The sequence below is a fragment of the Mycobacterium sp. AZCC_0083 genome, assembly GCF_014202335.1.
GTDB lineage: Bacteria > Actinomycetota > Actinomycetes > Mycobacteriales > Mycobacteriaceae > Mycobacterium.
Map to the genome: position 1 here is coordinate 641,883 of NZ_JACHGP010000002.1, position 16,199 is coordinate 658,081.

15 protein-coding genes and 1 pseudogene are annotated in these 16,199 nt (G+C 67.9%); 10 read left to right on the forward strand and 6 right to left on the reverse strand.

Translation table 11 applies throughout. The features are described 5' to 3' along the window. Positions 1-13 precede the first annotated feature (13 nt). Genes HNP02_RS06745 through HNP02_RS06755 form a run of 3 tightly spaced genes read left to right on the forward strand, consistent with a single transcriptional unit; the run spans position 14 to position 3,065 of the window. A complete protein-coding gene (locus tag HNP02_RS06745) occupies positions 14-1,252 on the forward strand; it encodes a threonine/serine exporter ThrE family protein (protein WP_184436336.1) in 1,239 nt (412 codons plus the stop codon). 26 nt (positions 1,253-1,278) lie between these two features. Beyond that, positions 1,279-2,352 carry a hypothetical protein gene (locus HNP02_RS06750; RefSeq protein WP_184436338.1) on the forward strand — a complete coding sequence of 358 codons (1,074 nt, stop codon included), beginning with the start codon at positions 1,279-1,281 and terminating at the stop codon, positions 2,350-2,352. Positions 2,353-2,375: 23 nt separating this feature from the next. After that, on the forward strand, positions 2,376-3,065 hold the full coding sequence (locus tag HNP02_RS06755; RefSeq protein WP_184436341.1) for a response regulator transcription factor: 690 nt from the start codon (positions 2,376-2,378) through the stop codon (positions 3,063-3,065). Here the strand turns inward: HNP02_RS06755 and HNP02_RS06760 are convergent. After that, on the reverse strand, positions 3,026-4,408 hold the full coding sequence (locus HNP02_RS06760; RefSeq protein ID WP_184436343.1) for a cell wall metabolism sensor histidine kinase WalK: 1,383 nt from the start codon (positions 4,406-4,408) through the stop codon (positions 3,026-3,028). The genes HNP02_RS06755 and HNP02_RS06760 overlap by 40 nt on opposite strands. Before the next feature lie 20 nt (positions 4,409-4,428). Here HNP02_RS06760 and HNP02_RS06765 point away from each other — a divergent pair, with 20 nt between their 5' ends. Further along, the gene (locus HNP02_RS06765; RefSeq protein ID WP_184436345.1) at positions 4,429-5,598 is read left to right on the forward strand and encodes a hypothetical protein; all 1,170 of its coding nucleotides are present in this window, start codon (positions 4,429-4,431) and stop codon (positions 5,596-5,598) included. A gap of 5 nt (positions 5,599-5,603) precedes the next feature. Here HNP02_RS06765 and HNP02_RS06770 read toward each other — a convergent pair whose 3' ends face one another. Together HNP02_RS06770 and HNP02_RS06775 are read right to left on the reverse strand one after the other, a co-directional pair. Next, positions 5,604-7,277, reverse strand: a complete 1,674-nt coding sequence (locus HNP02_RS06770; RefSeq protein ID WP_184436347.1) for an HNH endonuclease signature motif containing protein — start codon at positions 7,275-7,277, stop codon at positions 5,604-5,606. Between the two features lie 137 nt (positions 7,278-7,414). Further along, the gene (locus tag HNP02_RS06775) at positions 7,415-7,972 is read right to left on the reverse strand and encodes a TetR/AcrR family transcriptional regulator (RefSeq protein ID WP_255506240.1); all 558 of its coding nucleotides are present in this window, start codon (positions 7,970-7,972) and stop codon (positions 7,415-7,417) included. A gap of 50 nt (positions 7,973-8,022) precedes the next feature. Between HNP02_RS06775 and HNP02_RS06780 the strand changes: the two are divergent. After that, positions 8,023-9,189, forward strand: a pseudogene (locus HNP02_RS06780) (DUF418 domain-containing protein). Here HNP02_RS06780 and arc read toward each other — a convergent pair. Further along, positions 9,186-11,018, reverse strand: a complete 1,833-nt coding sequence (gene arc, locus HNP02_RS06785) for a proteasome ATPase (protein ID WP_184436357.1) — start codon at positions 11,016-11,018, stop codon at positions 9,186-9,188. The pseudogene HNP02_RS06780 and the gene arc overlap by 4 nt on opposite strands. A gap of 144 nt (positions 11,019-11,162) precedes the next feature. Here arc and HNP02_RS06790 point away from each other — a divergent pair, with 144 nt between their 5' ends. Genes HNP02_RS06790 through HNP02_RS06800 form a run of 3 tightly spaced genes read left to right on the forward strand, consistent with a single transcriptional unit; the run spans position 11,163 to position 12,482 of the window. Beyond that, positions 11,163-11,657 carry a hypothetical protein gene (locus HNP02_RS06790; RefSeq protein ID WP_184436359.1) on the forward strand — a complete coding sequence of 165 codons (495 nt, stop codon included), beginning with the start codon at positions 11,163-11,165 and terminating at the stop codon, positions 11,655-11,657. Between the two features lie 9 nt (positions 11,658-11,666). Further along, positions 11,667-12,179, forward strand: a complete 513-nt coding sequence (locus HNP02_RS06795; RefSeq protein WP_184436361.1) for a hypothetical protein — start codon at positions 11,667-11,669, stop codon at positions 12,177-12,179. Between the two features lie 6 nt (positions 12,180-12,185). Then, a complete protein-coding gene (locus HNP02_RS06800) occupies positions 12,186-12,482 on the forward strand; it encodes a DUF503 domain-containing protein (RefSeq protein WP_184436363.1) in 297 nt (98 codons plus the stop codon). Between the two features lie 50 nt (positions 12,483-12,532). Here HNP02_RS06800 and HNP02_RS06805 read toward each other — a convergent pair whose 3' ends face one another. After that, complete coding sequence (locus HNP02_RS06805; protein ID WP_184436365.1) at positions 12,533-13,369, reverse strand: tRNA (adenine-N1)-methyltransferase; 837 nt, start codon at positions 13,367-13,369, stop codon at positions 12,533-12,535. Positions 13,370-13,480: 111 nt separating this feature from the next. On the opposite strand from HNP02_RS06805, the gene HNP02_RS06810 reads away from it, so the two are divergent. Together HNP02_RS06810 and HNP02_RS06815 are read left to right on the forward strand one after the other, a co-directional pair. Then, complete coding sequence (locus tag HNP02_RS06810; RefSeq protein ID WP_184436367.1) at positions 13,481-14,323, forward strand: RecB family exonuclease; 843 nt, start codon at positions 13,481-13,483, stop codon at positions 14,321-14,323. Further along, positions 14,320-15,114 carry a thioesterase family protein gene (locus tag HNP02_RS06815; RefSeq protein WP_184436369.1) on the forward strand — a complete coding sequence of 265 codons (795 nt, stop codon included), beginning with the start codon at positions 14,320-14,322 and terminating at the stop codon, positions 15,112-15,114. Before HNP02_RS06810 ends, HNP02_RS06815 begins: the two co-directional genes overlap by 4 nt. Here HNP02_RS06815 and HNP02_RS06820 read toward each other — a convergent pair. After that, positions 15,071-16,156: an LLM class flavin-dependent oxidoreductase gene (locus HNP02_RS06820; protein WP_309241439.1), complete on the reverse strand. Its 1,086-nt coding sequence runs from the start codon at positions 16,154-16,156 to the stop codon at positions 15,071-15,073. The two genes, HNP02_RS06815 and HNP02_RS06820, sit on opposite strands and share 44 nt — an antisense overlap. Between the last annotated feature and the right edge of the window lie 43 nt (positions 16,157-16,199).

Genomic DNA, 16,199 nt, shown 5'->3' on the forward strand with positions numbered 1-16,199 from the left:
GTAGCCTGCGACCGTGCCGTCCGAGCAACCCGACGTAGCCGCGCCCCAGTTCGTGGCCGCGCTCGGTGCTGCCATGTCCGCGGCGAACTATCCGGTCACGATGGTGCACCGGGTGATGGAACAGACGGCGCGCGCGTACGGCCTCGACCACGAGTTCCTGGCGCTCCCCAACTACGTGCAGGTCGGCAGCGCCTCTGGCGAGGGCATCTACATCGCCAACCCCGATTTCAACGTGCGCTACGACCAGTCCTTCCCGCTGGCCAAGTTGGTGGCACGAGCACCGTCGGGAACGGTCAGCCCCGCGGATGGCATGGCAGAGATCGACCGAATTCGTAATGTGGACAAGCGATTTCCGGTGTGGATCACGGTCATCGGCTATGCGGTGCAGAGCGTCGGGCTTGCACTGATCCTGCAACCGACACCGTGGAGTCTCTACGGTGCCGCGGCCCTTGGCCTGCTCGTCGGCGTCCTGAGCGTGATCGGCCGACGCAACGAGGCCATCGGCTACATGCTCCCGACCGTCTGCGCGTTCCTTGTCGCGTACATCGTGTTCAGGTTCGAGAGCCGATGGCACGTCGGGACCGACAGCCTGCGCGCGCTCGCGGCGCCGCTCGCCACCTTCCTCCCTGGCGCCGCGATCACGCTTGCGGTCATCGAGCTGGCGACCAACCACGTGGTTTCCGGGGCCAGCCGGTTGGTGGCGGGCTTCATGCAGATCGCCCAGTTGGCCTTCGGCATCCTCATCGCGGCGCAGATCGCGGGCATCCCCGATGCCAGCCTCGTCACGACCCAGTTGAACCGGCTCGGCCCGTGGGCGCCGTTCCTCGGGGTGCTGGTGTACGGACTCGGCATTTGGCTGAACTTCGCTCCCCCTGCGAAGTTCCTGCCGTGGATGGTGCTGATGCTCTACGTCGCCTACGGGGGCCAATGGGTCGGCAATGAACTGCTCGGCAGCTACGCCAGCGGGTTCGGCGGCGGCATGACGCTAATCCTGTTCGCGCTGGCGATATCCCACCGCCCCAACACACCGCCGACGATGTCGCTGGTGGTGCCCGGTTTCTGGCTGCTGGTTCCCGGGTCATTGGGGTTCATGGGCATCACGCAGCTTCTCGGCACGCACAGCTCCGCGGTGTTCACGGCCACGCTGATCTCGATGATGTCCATTGCGATCGGCGTGCAAACGGGACTTCTGCTGTGGCGCGCGGCCATTCAGCTGACGGCCTCGCCCGACCGGCGCGCCTTTCACGATTGACCGCGAAACCTGGTGGAGGACCGTCGATGACCCCGTCCGAAATAGCCGCGCGACGCGCCGCCGAGCGCTGGTTCCTCGACCGCGGCCTGCCATCGGTGGTCACGCAGCGCGCACGGCTGCGGGCGGTGTGGCCCCGGTCGGCGCCCGCACTGGCGGGGTTCGCGACGGTGGCGCTCTGCACGACGGCCATCTACCTGCTGACCGGCTCGGCGAGGATCGACGTCGACGGCGAACCCACCGCCAAGGAGTGGGTGGTGCTCGTGATCCTCGTCCTCGCGATACCGCTGGCGGTTCTCGCCGGATGGTTCGTCGCCAGGATGGTGACCAACAGGGCGCAGACGATCAGCGCAGCGGTGTCGGTGGCCGTCGACGTGGCGTCCGCGGTCATCCAGCGAGACTTCGAGGTCGTCGTCGTCACCGGCGTGGTCGTCGCAATCGTGTTGGCGGCGACGGCATCCGGTGTCGGCTCGGTGCTCGGGTGGGCCGCCAAGCTGACGCTGTCGCAGCTGGCGGCGGTGGGCGACCTGCTGGTGGGTGCGCTACCGGTGGTGCTGCTGACCGTGTTGGTGTTCTTCAACGCCCCCGTCTGGGCCATGGCGTCGACGATCAGCCGCGAACGGCTGTGGCTGGCGCTGGCGTTCCTGATCCTGATCGCGGCCACGTTCGTCGTCTCCGGCCTGCTCAAACGCGTCGAGTCGACGCTGGAGTCCGCGACGGGATCGGTCGCGCTGACCCGGCTGGAGCGGTTCAACGTCGTCTTCGTGCTTGCGGCGTCGCAGATCACGCAGATCCTGATGGTCGCGATCGTCACCGCCGGTATCTTCCTGGTTCTCGGTCTGATCGTGCTCAGCCCGGAACTCCTTGCGATGTGGACGCGCAACGGCCCCAGCGACGGGACGTTGCTCGGCATGACGATCCCGGTGCCGCAGGCACTGATCCAGGTCGCTCTCTTCCTCGCCGCGCTCACGTTCATGTACGTCAGCGCACGGGCCGTCGTCGACGGCGAGTACCGCGGGCGGTTCCTCGATCCGCTCATCGACGACCTCAAGCTGACGCTGCTGGCGCGCGACCGCTACCGGGCGGGCACGCTGCCGCAGTGATTTGATGGAAGAATCGTCCCGACATGAAGGTCCTGGTAGTCGAGGACGAACCCCTCCTCGCATCGACCCTTGCCATCGGTCTGCGCGCGGAGGGCTGCGCAGTCGTCGGGTCTTCCAACGGTGTCGACGGGCTGTCGCAGGCGGTCGAGAACGACTTCGACGTGATCGTGCTCGACATCATGCTGCCCGGCCTGAGCGGTTATGAGGTCCTGCGCCGCATGCGTGCCCGGGACGTCTGGACCCCCGTGCTCATGCTGACCGCCAAGGACGGCGAGTACGACCAGACCGATGCCTTTGATCTCGGCGCCGACGACTACCTCACCAAGCCGTTCTCGTTCCTCGTGCTGGTGGCCCGGCTGCGCGCCCTGGTGCGCCGGCCAGCGCCGCAACGCCCGCCGCTCCTGACGGCGGGCTCGTTGTCACTGGATCCCGGCCGCCGGATCGTCGAACGGGACGCGACGCCGATCACGCTGACCCCACGCGAATACGGCCTCCTCGAATACCTGATGCGCAACAAGGACACCGTCGTCACCAAGACCGAGATCCTGCACAACGTCTGGGACGCGCACTACGAGGGCGCCGACAACGTGGTCGAGGTGTACGTGGGTTACGTGCGCCGCAAGATCGACATTCCGTTCGGCACCAACACCATTCAGACCGTCCGAGGGATCGGTTACAGACTCGAGTCGGGAACAGCCGCCAACGGCAACTGAAGCCTGACCACCGTTCCGCCACCGACGCGATCGCCGATCGACACCGTGCCGCCGTGCGCCACCACGATCTCCCGCACGATCGCAAGGCCCAGCCCGGTACCGCCCGCGTCGCGCGAGCGGTCTGGATCGAGCCTGACGAAGCGGTCGAACACCCGCGAACGGTCGACCTCGGGGATGCCCGGCCCGTCGTCGGCAACCCCGACCCGGACGAAGCCGCCCGCGGGGCGCACGTCGACCTCGACGCGCGACCCCGCGTGCCGCGCCGCGTTGTCGAGCAGGTTGCGCAGCACCCGGGACAGCGCATCGGCGTCCCCGGTGAGGCGGGCCGGGGTGATGTCGGAGCGCACCTCGAGCGAGGTCTTGCGGCGCAGTCGTTCCACCTCGGCGGACGCGACGTCGTCGAGGTCGACGTCGTCGGTGGCCACCGTGAGCCCCCGCTCATCGGCACGGGCGAGCAGCATCAGATCGTCGATGAGCGCCTTCATCCGGTGCGCCTCGGGGATCAGCGTGCCGGTGACCAGGTCCGCGCCGAGTAGCTCGGGATGCGTGACCGTGACCTCGAGTGCCGAGATGATCGTGGTCAACGGGCTGCGCAGTTCGTGTGATGCGTCGCCGACGAAGCGCTGTCGTGCGGCGTGGCCCGCCTCGATCCTGGCCAGCATCTCGTTCATGGTCACGGCGAGCGCCGCGATCTCGTCGCGGCTGTCGGGCACTGGAACCCGCTCGGTGAGGTCCGATGCGGTGATGTCGGCGACGCGGGACCGGATGTCGTCGACCGACCTCATCGAGCGCCGAACCAAAAGGTATGTGGCAGCGCCGGATACGGCGATGACGAAGGGTGCGGCCAATGCCAGCGCGGCAACCACGGTGCGCACCGTTGACGCGATCGTCGCGCTGCCCTCGCCAACCAGGATGGTGTACGGGGCGTCGGGGCGGTCAACGGTGAGCGCGCTGAACCTGATCCGGCCGAATGGCGAGGTCTGTTCCGGAATTCCGATGTGCGGACCGCCGCTGACGCCTGCGAGCGGGAGCAGCGGGAAGTCCGGCGCCGACGACGACCGGCGCACCACGCTGCCGTCGGCCTTGATGATCTGGATGGCGACGATGCGCTGATCGGTCTGCAGCATTTCGGGCTCGACCCCTTCGGGTCCCGCAGTCTGGACGGCCTCGGCGATGTCACTGATCCGGCCCGCTGCGGCGCTGTCCACTCCGGACAGCATCGTGCGGTAGAGCACGACGGCAAGGCCGGTGCCTGCGACGGCGAGGACGACGAACACGACACTGGCCGCGACGAATGCCGAGCGGGCCGATATGCCCCATCTCGACGTCCGTCCCCTCGCCATAGCGGCTCAAGTCCACCACAATGTCAGCGGTGTCCGACATGCAGCAGATCCACGACTGGTTTCTCGGTCGTGGGTTGCCGCTGGTCCTGACCCGACGGGTCCGCTCCCGCGACCTGATCGTCCGGTCCGCACCAGTGGTCAGTGGCGTCGGCGCGCTCACCGCGGCGACCATGCTGCTCGCGGAGATCACCGGTGACGCCCCCGACTACGGGTACGCCGTGCGTTTGGGCGTCATCGCCGCGGTGCTGGCCGTTGCGCCCTTCGTGCTGTACGTGCTGCACCACAGCGGAACGCGACTCGGCAAGGCGGGCCGCCGCACCGCCGCCCTGCTGGTGATGGCGATCTTCGTGGTGGTGACGCCGGTGACGGTCGACGGGTGGTCGGCCGCGGCGGCCGCGGAGGCGCCGATCTTCGTGGTCATCACCCTGCTCGCGATCTGGCTGACCTACGTCGGCTTCGGCTCGATCGCGTTGTGGGCGTTCCGGTTCGCGTGGGTACAACTCGGCGCGGTGGGTTCAATGATGAGCCGCGCGCTGCCCCTGCTGATGTTGACCGTGGTGGTCTTCTTCACCGGCGAGCTGTGGCAGTTGGCCGCGCGGATGACGCGCCAACGACTGTGGCAAGTAATTGGATTCCTCGCATTGATCGCACTGCTCTTCGTCGTGACCACCATCCGCGACGAGGTGCGCGCGCTGCGCGAGGACCGGGCCGAGCGCAGCGATCCGCGAGCGCTGCTCGCCGGTACGCCACTGGCCGGGTGCGTCGACCAGGAACCCGCCCGCACTCCCCTTTCGAAGGGCGAGCAGTTCAACGTCGTCGCGGTGATGGTGGTGTCGCAAGCAATCCAGGTGGTGTTCTTCACCACGGGCGTGTTTGCGTTCTTCCTTGCGCTCGGCGTGATCGCCGTGCCCGACGACGTCGCGGTGCTGTGGTCGGCCGAGCAGGTGTGTTCGGTGGGCCAACCACCCTGCGCCGGAACGTGGTTCGGCGTTCACGTGCCGGTGCCACAGACGATCGTGCACATGTCGCTGATCGTGGCCGTGCTGTCCGGCCTCTACTTCACGGTCAGCACCAGCACCGACCCGCTGTACCGGCAACGCTTCTTCGACCCGCTGATCGCCGACGTGGCGGTGAGCCTGGCCGGCCGCGACGCCTACCTGACCCTCGAGGAGCGCGGGGTCAGCACCTAGCCGGCTCAGAATGGTGGTATCGCGTCGAGCGCCGCGGCTTCGTTCTCGGCTTCGTTGCGTCGGCGTTCGTCGTCGATCCGTTGGCGGCGGTCTTGGGTGCGGGTGGTCTTGCGCCGCGGCATGGTCAGCCCCGCGGTGTGCGCCACGGGGGCATCGGTGTCGGTGACGGTGACTGGCGCGGTGGGCAGACACAGGCTGGGGAACAGCAATCGGCTGCCCGGCCGGGTGGTGTCACTCTGCCCCGATGGCGAGGTCCAGACGACATCGCCGTCGGGTAGCTGTCGGTCACGCCAACCCCGTGGCCCGCCCCAGAAGGTTTTCAACAAATGATGAAACCTGCACAGGCACTTGAGGTTCGACGCGCACGTGGGCCCATGCGGATACGGAATCGTATGGTCCAGGTCGCACCGGTCCGCGGGCACGTTGCAGTGCGGGAAGCGACACGTCAGGTCGCGCGAGCGGACGAAGTCGGCTAACGCCCTGGAGGGTGTGTAGCGGGGTTCGGGTGGGGCGTTGCCCGGGTGCACGATCGGCACGACTTTGGCGTGCAGGGCGGCGCGGGCCACGACGGGTCCAGGCAGCAGCGGCCCGCCGATGATCACACCGGGCGGGGTGGCCAGGGGTTCGCCGGGGTCGGCGTTGCTCTCGGCGATGACCTCGGCCAGCGTCATCTCCCGCAGAGGCTTGCTGAACATGGGCGGTGTCTCACCGTCCAGGGAAGCGTGCTGCGCGGCCGCGTCCGCAGCCGCCTGCGGGTTGTCAGGTGCTGTGGCCGGATCTGCTGGGGTGACACCATCGTCGGGCAGGTCGGGCGGGTCGGGCTGGTGTGGCCCGGAAGGCTCGTGGGGCAGGTCTGGCTGCGAGGCGGCCGGGGGCAAGGTGACGGAGTCGGCGTGCGCAACGACGTACACGACGACCGTGCTCGGCTCGGCTGCACCCGCGAAGCAGTGCTCATTGCCGCACAGGCAGGCCAAGCGGTCCTGCCCGTGCGCCAGGGCCCCCATCGCGTCGGAGCGGCGTTGATCGCGCGTGCGGGGATCGTCGTCGCACACCGTGCAGGCCAGCGCGTCCAGCCGTTGGTCGAGCGCCTCGGCGTCGGTGGCGAACAGGGTGCCCCATAGCGTGGCCAGCCCGGAGGCGTCGTCGAGGTAGACGTCGATGCCGCGACCGCGGGCGCTCTCCTGCATGCGGCGCACCGCGTACGGGTCGTGCTTGGCGATCAGTGCGTCGATGGCCTGGTCGGTCCGGTCCAACGACATCGGCCCCCATCCCTGGACCAGAACGGCCAGTGCCGCGTCGACGGCACGCATCGCGTCGGGAGCCTTGATCAGTGCGGTCCGGTGCACGATGGTCGAGACCAGGCGGTACCCGATCAGCCCGTCGGCGAACAGCGCGGCGATCTTGGGCAGCCGGTCGCGCAGTGCAGTGCCGATCAACAGCAGGTGCGAGGCGTATCCCGGCGTGAGTTGTTGGGTCGCACCGATCTCGGCGCTGACTGCACCCCAGTTGTCCAGGAACCACTGGTCCCGGTTGGCCGATCCCGATGCGGCGTGGAGGGCGTCGAGCATGGCGACCATCCCGGCCAGCCGGCGTGCGCAGGCGGCGTTCTCGACCCGTGCCCACGCCAGGGTCGCGGCGGCCCCGGAGGTACGGGAAGCCTCGTCGAGAAGGTCGAACATGCTTTCGAATTTACCGGCCCGCACCGACCGCGACTACCCGCCGTATCCACGCCTGTGGATGAAAGCCGGACTGTGGACAAACGGCGGTCCCATCACCGAAAGTCAGTGCCCATGCTAATGCGCCAAACTCGAAGGCCCTAGGGCCTCGCCAGCATCCGCGCGACGTGGGTGCGCGCAATCGACTCGGCGTAGGCACCGCTGACCCGGTCCGGTTCGACGGCCACCGAGCACGCGAGACCGTCGAGCAACGCGAGTAGTTCGACTGCCGCGGCGCGGTCGTCGAGATCAGGTGCTGCGACGGCGATGGTGCGACGCAAGAGGTCCTCGATGGCCAGCCAGTCGGCGCGGTGCCGTGCCGCCGTGGGCTCGTCGACTGCCGCGCGCGCCAGCCGTAGCAGCCAGGTGACGCTGATGTCGCGGTCGTCGGCGCTGATCAGTGCCGCAGCCAGTTCGGCCAGCTGCTCGGCGGCTGGCATGTCGGGGCCGATGCGCTCGGCGAGCCGGGCCCGGAACCGGTCGGCAGCGAGGTCCATCGCCGCGGCGAGCATGGCGTCCTTGGTCGGGAAGTGGTGTTGCACTGCGCCGATCGAGACTCCCGCCAGCGCAGCGACTCTGCGCACCGAGACGCCCTCGAAACCATCGGCGACCAGAGCGCGCAACACCGCGTCCGCCATGCGCTCATACGACTCGCCCATCACCCCATGATAGCCCTACCAATACGATCGTATTGGTACGGTCGGCGAACATGAGCTCCTCTCGACTCGCGTCGCTCGACGTGCTGCGCGGCATCGCGATCCTTGGCACGTTGGGCACCAACATCTGGATCTTCACCCATCCCGAGGGGCTCATCGGGTACATCAACGGCACACCCGACTCGGGTTGGCGAGGGGTCGAGATCGGGTTGCAGTTGATGACTCAGGGCAAGTTCCTCGGGCTGCTCACAGTCATGTTCGGCATAGGCCTTGCGCTGCAACAGCGCTCGGCCCGCCGTGCTGGACAGCGCTGGCCGGGCAGCTACCCCTGGCGCGCCATGCTGCTGCTGCTCGACGGCATCGTGCACTTCGTCCTGATGACCGAGTTCGACGTGTTGGTCGGTTACGCGATCACGGGCTGGATCGTGTCCTACCTGCTGGTCACCTCACCGCGGACGCAGCGGCGCGTGATCGCCGGGGCGGCCGCGGTGCACGTCACGCTGCTGACCCTGGTCACCGTCACGCTGTTCACGCTCCCCCGCGGCGCCGCTCTCCCGCGGCGCTCGACCCCAATCCGTATGCCGACGGCTCTTGGTGGGATCTGGTGCTCTTCCGCCTGGACCACGTCTTGCTGTTCCGTCTTGAGACCTTGTTCATCTTCCCGTTGTCGATCGCCCTGTTCCTGGTGGGAGCCGGGCTCTTTCACGCCGGTGTGCTCGAGGAGCGGGGCACGCGCCTGCGCCGGCGGCTGATGCTGGCCGGCTTCGGAGTGGCGTTGCCCATCGACGTCGCACTCGAGGTGAGCGGAGCAGGCGGCGGCGGTCTGCTGCTCGCCCGGTACGGCGCCGCGCCGATCGTCGCGCTGGCGATCCTTGCCGTGGTGGCCGAGTTCTACCCCCGCCGCCCCAGCCACCAGCTCGGCATCCGGCCGTCGACTGAAGGAAGTCGGCCGGATGGCGTTGTCGTGCTACGTGTTTCAGAACCTGGTCGCCTCGGCACTGTGCTACGGCTGGGGCCTGGGCCTTGCCGCCATGGTGCCCGCCGAACAGCGGGTGCCCGCCACCGTCGCGATCTACCTCGTCGTCGCAGCTGTGACGATGACGATCGCGCATCTGTGGCTACGGCGCTTCGCCCGCGGACCCGTCGAATGGCTGTGGAACAGCACGTATCAAGCCATCACACGCCCACGCACGAACCGCGACACCGTCGCAGCCGCTTAGAGGTACTGCCCCAGGTTCGACTCGGTGTCGATGGCCCGGCTGGCACTCGAACTCTTGCCGGTGACGAGCGTGCGGATGTAGACGATCCGCTCGCCCTTCTTGCCCGAGATACGAGCCCAGTCATCGGGATTCGTCGTGTTCGGCAGGTCCTCGTTCTCGGCGAATTCGTCGACGATCGAGTCAAGCAGGTGCTGGATGCGCAGACCGTGCTGACCACTTTCCAGGACGGCCTTGATCGCGTTCTTCTTCGCGCGGTCGACGACGTTCTGGATCATTGCACCGGAGTTGAAGTCCTTGAAGTACATGACTTCCTTGTCACCGTTGGCGTAGGTGACCTCCAGGAACCGGTTGTCGTCGATTTCGGCGTACATTCGGTCGACGACCTTCTCGATCATCGTCTTGATGGTCAGCGCGCGGTCACCGCCGAACTCGCCCAAATCATCGGAGTGCAAGGGCAAGTTCTCGACGAGGTACTTGCTGAAGATGTCCTGTGCCGACTCGGCATCCGGTCGCTCGATCTTGATCTTGACGTCCAGGCGGCCGGGCCGCAGGATCGCCGGATCGATCATGTCCTCGCGGTTGGAGGCACCGATGACGATGACGTTCTCGAGGCCCTCGACGCCGTCGATCTCCGAAAGCAGCTGCGGGACCACGGTGGTCTCCACGTCGGAGCTGACGCCAGTCCCGCGGGTACGGAAGATCGAGTCCATCTCGTCGAAGAACACGATCACGGGGGTGCCCTCGGAGGCCTTCTCCCGCGCCCTCTGGAAGATCAGCCGGATGTGGCGCTCCGTCTCGCCGACGAACTTGTTCAGCAGCTCCGGGCCCTTGATGTTGAGGAAGTACGACTTCGCCTCGCGGGCGTCCTCGCCACGAACCTCGGCCATCTTCTTGGCCAGTGAGTTGGCCACGGCCTTGGCGATCAATGTCTTACCGCAACCGGGAGGACCGTAGAGCAGCACACCCTTCGGCGGCCGCAGCGAGTACTCGCGGTACAGGTCCTTGTGCAGGAACGGCAGTTCGACGGCGTCGCGGATCTGCTCGATCTGCCGCGTCAGCCCGCCGATGTCCTCGTAGCTGACGTCGGGAACCTCTTCGAGCACCAGGTCCTCGACCTCGGCCTTGGGGATGCGTTCGAACGCGTACCCGGCCTTGGTGTCGACCAGCAGCGAGTCACCTGGGCGCAGCTTGCGCGGCCGCAGGTCGTCGTCGACGCCTTCGTCCACCTGGGACGGAGTGTCCTCGACCAAGACCAAGGGCTCGGCAAGCCAGACGATGCGCTCCTCGTCGGCGTGCCCGACGACCAGCGCGCGATGACCGTCGGCGAGGATCTCGCGCAACGTGCTGATCTCGCCGACGGCTTCGAAGTTGCCGGCTTCGACCACGGTCAGCGCTTCGTTCAGGCGGACGGTCTGGCCCTGCTTGAGTTCGCCGACCTCGATGTTCGGCGAGCAGGTCAGGCGCATCTTTCGGCCAGAGGTGAACACGTCGACCGTGTCGTCCTCGTGCGTGCCGAGGAGCACGCCGTAACCGCTGGGCGGCTGACCGAGCCGGTCGACCTCCTCGCGGAGCGCGAGCAGCTGCTGGCGCGCCTCCTTCAGCGTGTCCATCAGCTTCGCGTTGCGAGACGCGAGCGAGTCGATCCTGGCTTCGAGCTGGTGCACGTCGCGGGCGGTTCGCAGCCCGCTGTTGGCACCTACTGCCTGCTCAAGCTGTTCACGCAGCGCCGCCGCCTCACGGCGAAGTTCCTCGAGTTCGGCAGCGTCATCGCTCGACATTGGAGTGTCACGATCTTCTCGGTAGGCTCCCGAATGTTCGGACTCACTCATGTTGCGCCCCTTCCCGCACCGGAAGTTGGTGCAGTAACAACTTCAACGCTACCGGCGATTCAGTCATTGTGTGCGGTGTAGGAATTCGACACACCAGCAACACTGTTAACCTCGTGTTTAGTTGGCCCCGTTGAAAGGACAGCCGTGATCTTCAAAACCCTCGTTACCGGCATGGCAGCAGCCGCTGTGGTAGCCGCAGCCGCGGGTGGTGTGACTTCCATTGCAGCGAGCGCCTCGCCGGCCGCTCCGGCGATCCAGCCGGTCGTGTGGGACATCCCGTTCCCGCAGGCCCCTGCGCCGGAACTGCAGCCCCAGCTGCTGCAAACCCTTCAGGGCCTCGCCTCAGGCGGCTCGTTCTCCGGAGCGAAGGCCAGCTACATCGAGGGTGGCATCGGCCGCATCGAAGGCATCGCCGCGGATCGCGCGTACCGAAACGCCGCGGCAGACGGCAAGTTCCCGCTGACCTTCGTCATCGCCGACATCGACTCTGACGGCGTAAACGTGACCGCGAACGTCACCGCGACGGCAGCCACCGGCGGCACCAACTCGCAGCCAGTGACATTCGTCGCAGGCCCGAGCCCCAGCGGCTATCAGATCTCCAAGCAGTCCGCCTTGGCGCTGCTGAGCTCCGCGGGCTAAACCCATCCGGTGCGCAGCACCCCAGCCGTAATCCTGAGCGCCGTCACGACCGTGGCGGCGCTCGGGGTTGCTGGGTGTGCGCAGACCCCGCCACCCGCGCAGTCGCCGAGCCACCAGCCGACCACGGTCGCCGCCGCTCCGTCGGCCGCCCCGCTGCCGTCGCCGGATGCGTTGACCGGCGTGCTCTACCGCCTGGCCGACACTTCGATTCCGGTTGAGCAGAAGGTCGGCCTCGTGCAGTACGCGACGGTCGACGACCAGCCCGTACTGACCAACTTCGGCGAAGCGCTCAAGGCCAACGGCTTCGTGCCGCTCAACGTTGCGGCGACCGACCTCGCCTGGTCGGCCCAACCCGGCAACGTGTTGGCCAACGTCACGCTCAGCACCGCGGATCCGGCCGTCAAGCCGTTCACCTATCCGATGGAATTCACCCCGCTCCACGACGCCTGGCAGTTGACCCAGCGCACCGCCGATCAACTTCTGCCGCTGGCAGGCACCACCGCACCCAAACCGTCGAGCTGATTCACCGTGTGGATCGGCTGGCTGGAGTTCGACGTGCTCCTCGGTGACGTGCGATCGCTCAAGCAGAAGCGGTCCGCGATCCGGCCCGTGATCGCCGAACTTCGGCGCAAGTTCGACGTGTCCGCCGCCGAGACGGGCGACCAGGATCTGCACCGCAGGGCCGGCCTCGGGGTTGGGGTCGTGGCCGCCGACCGAAATCACGTCGTCGACGTTCTCGATGCGGCCGAGCGACTGGTCGCAGAACGGCCCGAGTTGGAGTTGCTCTCGGTACGTCGCCGTCTGCGGAGCAGCGCCGACGACTGAAGTCTGCGGAGCAGCGCCGACGACTGAAGTCTGCGCCGCAGCACCGACGACTAAGCGCCGGGTATTTGGCGCTTGCGCCGCAGCGGGGTCGGTGTCACCGCGCCTGGCGCCAGCTTGCGCACACTGATCAGGAACGCGGTGTGGCCCCGCATGGAGTGCTGCGGCCGCACCGCCAACCCGACGACGTCCCAGCCGCGCTGCAGGCTCTCCCACGACCGCGGCTCGGTCCAGCACTGCTGCTCGCGCAGCGCCTCGACGGTCCGCGACAACTGCGTGACCGTTGCGACGTAGATGATCAGCACGCCGCCGGGGACCAGCGCGGCGCCGACGGTCTCGAGCACCTCCCACGGCGCGAGCATGTCAAGGACCGCCCGATCCACCTGCGGCCCGTCATAGTCGGCGACGTTGGCAATGCGCAGATTCCAGTTGGCGGGATGCTCGCCGAAGAACGTGGTGACGTTGCGCTCCGCATGCGGGGCGTGGTCGTCGCGCACCTCGTAGGACGTCACGGTGCCCTCGGGACCGACCGCACGAAGCAGCGAGCACGTCAGCGCACCGGAGCCCGCGCCGGCCTCAAGGACGTGCGCACCGGGGAACACGTCGCCCTCGTGCACGATCTGCGCGGCGTCCTTGGGGTAGATCACCTGGGCGCCGCGTGGCATCGACAACACGTAGTCGATGAGCAGCGGGCGCAGCACCAGGAACTGGTCGCCGTTGGTCGACTTCACCACGCTGCCCTCGGGCAGTCCGATCACGGTGTCGGCGGCGATCGCGCCTCGGTGGGTGTGGAACTCCGCGCCCGGCTGGAGCACCATCGTGTAGTGCCGGCCCTTGGCATCGGTCAACTGCACGCGGTCACCCACGACGAACGGACCGGTTACTGGCACGGACGACAGCCTGCCAGCCGACGCGCCGGAGCGGGTGCGCGGGTTGTCGGAGCAGGCTCCTAGGCTGGGTTCGGAGGGCAGGAGCGAAGCGACCCGGGAAGGGACAGTGCGATGAGTGACGAACCGGCCGCGCCTGCCAGGCGCCCGGCGTTGTCGCCGTCGCGGGCAAGCGACTTCAAGCAGTGCCCTCTGCTGTACCGGTTCCGGGCCATCGACCGGTTGCCAGAGCCGTCGTCGACGGCGCAGGTGCGCGGCTCCGTCGTGCACGCGGCACTGGAACAGCTGTACGCACTGCCCGCCGCCGACCGCGGACCCGAGACCGCGATGACGCTCGTCGAGCCTGCGTGGGAGCGGGTGGCCACCGAGAGGCCCGAATTCGCCGCCGAGTTCGCACCGGAGTTGCGGGCCGAACTGCTCGACGAGGCGCGCAAGCTGCTCTCCGGTTACTACCGGCTGGAGGATCCGCGGCGGTTCGACCCGCAAAGCTGCGAGCAACGGGTCGAGGTCGAGCTGTCCGACGGCACGCTGCTTCGCGGGTTTGTCGACCGGATCGACGTGGCGCCCACAGGCGAAATGCGCGTTGTCGACTACAAGACGGGCAGGGCGCCGTCGGCAGTGCGCGAACTGGCCGAGGCCAAGGCGATGTTCCAGATGAAGTTCTACGCGGTGGCGCTGCTGCGGTCCCGCGAGGTGTTGCCCGCCCGGTTGCGGCTGCTGTATCTGGCCGACGGTCAGGTGCTGGACTACACGCCCGACCTGGACGAGCTGCTGCGGTTCGAGAAGACGTTGATGGCGATGTGGCGGGCCATTCAGGCGGCAGGGGTGACGGGAGACTTCCGGCCCAAGCCGTCACGGTCGTGCGACTGGTGCGCGCACCACGAGCACTGCCCCGTCTTCGGTGGCACGCCGCCGCCGTACCCGGGGTGGCCACAGCCCGTGGAGCCGGCGGCGTGATCGACCCCTACTACCATCGGCTGCCCGCCGATGGCGAGTTTCAGGTGTTCGCGTCCGCCGAGGGCACCGGCAGCAACTGGGACACCACGATCCAGCACGGATCGCCGCCGTTGGCGTTGCTGACCAAGGCGATCGAGGAGCTGGCCGGCGGCTCCTCGCAGCGGGTAGGCCGTTTGGTCCTGGACATCCTCGGCGCCATTCCCGTTGCGCCCGTGAAGGTTCGGGCCTGGGTGGAGCGGCCCGGCGCCCGCATTTCCCTGATGGCGGCCGAGATGCTCACGACCAGGCCCGACGGCACCGACCGCGCGGTGGCCCGGTTGAGCGCGTGGTTGTTGGCAACCACTGACACCGCCGACGCCGTCACCGACCGCCATCCCCCGCTGGTCGAAGGCGCGGCGGAGCCGCACGCGCATGACTGGCTCGGCGCGCCGGGCTACGTGCAGACGGTCAGCTGGCGCACCCAGGTGACCGCTTCCGGCGAGTCCAACGAGGCGTGGCTCAGCCCGCTCGTCTCCCTGGTCGACGATGAGCCGCTCACCGACCTGCAGCGGCTGACGATGGTGGTCGACACCGCCAACGGCGTCGGCGCTGCGTTGGATCCGGACGAGTTCGTGTTCATGAACACCGACACCGCGGTGCACCTGCACCGGGCACCGTCCGGCAACGACTTCGGGCTACGCTCCCGCGGATCCATCGGACCGGACGGCATCGGCGTCACCACCGCCGAGATCTATGACCGCGACGGCTTCATCGGGACGTCGGCGCAGACACTGCTGGTCCAGCGGCGGTGATGTCGAGCAGCCGCTCGAGCGTCGCCAGCTGGCTCGGGTAGTCGCCCTCCAACTTGGCCAGCAGCGTCGTGATCCCCGCGTCGCGGTACTTACCCACCCGCTCGGCGATACCGTCCGGTGTGCCAACGAGATTCGTGAGCCTGCCGAGGTCGATCGGCACGGCTTGGCGGGCTTCGTCGCGTTTTCCTTCCTGCCACAGCGAGGCGACCTTCTCGACGTCGTCGCCGTAGCCCAGCCTGGTGAACGCGTCGTTGTAGAAATTGCGGCCGCCCGAACCCATCGCGCCGATGGTGAACGCGTACCCGTCGGCGTGCCTGCGCGCGGCGGCATCGGCGGACGCCTCGTCGTCGTGGATCTCGACGGCGACCGGCGCGACGAGGTCGAGATCGGCCAACGTGCGGCCTGCGCGCTCGGCGCCTTCGAGGAGCGGACCGAAGAACACCTCTGCAGCCTCGGGGATGAACGCGTTGCCGAGCCAGCCGTCGGCCGCCTCACCGGTGAGTCGCAGGTTGCGCGGCCCCATCGCCGCCACGTAGACGGGCACGTGGCGTGGATTCACCAGCGGCCGCAGCGCGGTGCCGCTGCTGTCCGGCAGCGGCAGCGGATAGATCTCGCCGTCGTGTTCGAGCCGGTCCCCCCTGCTGACGATCCGGATGATCTCGATCGTCTCCCTGGTCGTCTCGACGGGCTTGCGGAACCGGACACCGTGCCAGCCCTCCATCACGCGCGGGCCCGACGTGCCGACACCCAACAGGAATCTGCCGCCAGACATCTCCTGCAGGCTCAGCGCGGACGTCGCCAGCATCGCGGGACTGCGCGAACCCAGCTGCACCACAAACGTTCCCAGCTTGATCGTCGACGTCTTGGCCGCCACGTACGCCAATCCGGTCAGCGCGTCGTAGCCCCACACCTCGGGCACCCACAACGAGTCGACACCGATGCGTTCTGCGGCCTCGGCGAACTCCACTGCGCCAGGCGCCCGCGGCTCGATCATGGCGCCGATCTTCACGGTTGCCTCACTTTCGTGTCGTTCCAGTCGCACCCACTCGCATCCTTGGCATGCTGCAACAGTGCGCTACCGCGAT